Origin of the sequence: Desulfovibrio sp. 1214_IL3152 (assembly GCF_036763055.1) — a bacterium.
Taxonomy (GTDB): Bacteria; Desulfobacterota; Desulfovibrionia; order Desulfovibrionales; family Desulfovibrionaceae; genus Desulfovibrio.
Window position 1 is genome coordinate 1 of sequence record NZ_JBAIYW010000135.1, and the last position, 2,077, is coordinate 2,077.

Annotated in this window: 2 protein-coding genes; both read left to right on the forward strand. The window is 60.0% G+C overall.

Annotated elements, in window-relative coordinates; genetic code table 11:
- Positions 1-95: 95 nt before the first annotated feature.
- Positions 96-1,130, forward strand: coding sequence for a 4Fe-4S dicluster domain-containing protein (locus V6C07_RS02825; RefSeq protein ID WP_333534866.1), 1,035 nt, complete (start codon positions 96-98; stop codon positions 1,128-1,130).
- Positions 1,127-1,618 (forward strand): FeS-binding protein, encoded by a 492-nt coding sequence (locus V6C07_RS02830; RefSeq protein WP_333534867.1) that lies wholly within the window; start codon positions 1,127-1,129, stop codon positions 1,616-1,618. The genes V6C07_RS02825 and V6C07_RS02830 overlap by 4 nt, the downstream gene beginning before the upstream one ends.
- The last annotated feature ends 459 nt before the right edge of the window (positions 1,619-2,077 follow it).

The window sequence follows — 2,077 nt, forward strand, 5'->3', positions numbered from 1 at the left end:
GACCGCGCATTGCGACCGCCCCGCTGCCGCCCCGTTTTTCTTCCGCCTCGCGTTGACGCGAACCTCCTGCTCCGCGTACCATGTGTACATAATCCATGAAAAGACATGGCAAAGACCTTTCAAGGGACAGCATGGCAAAAGACTTTTTACCAGAACGCAGAAGCCTTCTTAAAGGGCTGACATCCGCAGCCGGAGCCGCCGGTCTTGGTCTGGCAGGCATTCAGCCCGCCCGAGGCATGGCCCTGCGCCTGTCCACAGACGCTGTGGACTGCTGCACCATCATTGACGTTGATCGTTGTACCGGCTGCGGCGCGTGTGTAACCGCCTGCCGGGATCGTAATCTTGCCGGACTGCCCATTCCGCGGAAACCCATCCCCCGCCCGGTCCCCTCCTGGAAGCCAATCATCGACTGGTCTGAGCGACAGGACGTCACGAGCCGTCTGACCCCATACAACTGGCTGTACATCCAGTCCTGCACCCTGTCGGGGCGTCGCGAGGGGCATAAGGTGTTTATGCCGCGCCGCTGCCTGCACTGCCTCAATCCCCAGTGTGTGAGCCTGTGTCCGTCAGGCGCTGCTCGTCAAAGTCCACAAGGCGCTGCCTACATTGACGAATCCATGTGTTTGGGCGACGGGTCCTGTCACCGGGCCTGCCCCTGGGGCATCCCGCAGCGTCAGTCTGGCGTGGGGCCTTACCTCAAGATAGCGCCACGCTATATCGGCTACGGCCTTGTATTCAAATGTGATTATTGCCGAAGCCTGCTGGAGGAAGGCCAGACGCCCGCTTGCGTGGCCGCCTGTCCGTCCGGGGCGCAGAGCATCGGCCCCCGCAACAAAATGGTGGTTCGTGCCAAAGAAATGGCGAGCCTGCGACGGGGAGAGCTTTTTGGCCTTACGGAAAACGGTGGAACCAACACCATCTACGTCTCTTCCATTCCTTTCAGAGACATTGAAGCCGCCATGCTGCAGCAGGGGCAGGTAGACATCGGGCAGCCCAGCCTGCGCCCGGCCAGAGCCAGCATGGAAAAAGAAAACAGCCTGCTTGACCTTGTGTTGGCGGCCCCCCTGGCCGGAGCAGCCCTCGCTTCATTGCGCCTGTGGCGCGACCGGCGAAAGGAGCGCAAGCCATGATTCGTCCGCACCGACGACGGGAACTTTTTTCCGGCCTGTTTCGTGTCCTGTGGTCTGCAAGCCTTATGACCGCTGTATTTTCCGGCCTGGCACATTTGCCGTTTGCGGTGCGCTTCGGGCTGGTAGGCTGGGACAACCGGGCCTCCCTGTGGCATTACTATGCGGCTGCGGCCCTGCTTATGCTCAGCACCTATGCCGTCATCATCTGGTGGCGGCAGGGCAGAAAGGACCTGCGCCTCACCGTGGGCGGGTGTCTGCGGGCGTCACTGATCGGCGCCCTTATTCTCAGCGGCCTGACCCTGGTGCTGCACAACCTGCCGGACGTGGCCTTTTTTGGTGAAACCTACGCGATGATCAAGCTCTGCCACCTGACCTGCGCCCTCATTCTTGCACCGGTTCTGCTGATGCAGATAATCCTGCGCCTGACCGGGCGCTCCCCCTGCCTCATATCCCGCGCGGATTCCGCAGCGCAGGGAACGCAAAAATAATAGTGCGTTACCCTCCAAGAGGAAATACTACTGCCCAGCGGACAAGTCTGTCAGAGCAGATTAACTTTGAGAATGTACATTCTCAAAGTTAAAGCCACGCTCACTTCGGCGTTTAACCGCGCAGATAAACTGTGCTTACGCCTCCGTAGCGAACGTCTGCTCACGCAGCCGTCAGAGCAATTTCAAAGTGAAACTGTTCTATTTGCGGAGTTCTCACAGCCCTGACTTTTTCATACAGGGAGAAAGCAAACGATGGCATTGCGCGGCGCGCAGGGAGATCACCCGAACGAAGTGAGGGAAGCTCCCGCAGCAGAGGCCGCGCAGACCTCGCGAAATTACGGAAGCAGGAAGGCCCGGCAGGATTGCCCGGAGTGAGTGCAGATGTGGCCCTGAGGGTTGATGGAATATGGAAAGCCCGGCGGGGGTGCTTCGGGGGGGATGCAAGGGGGGCCGAGAAGG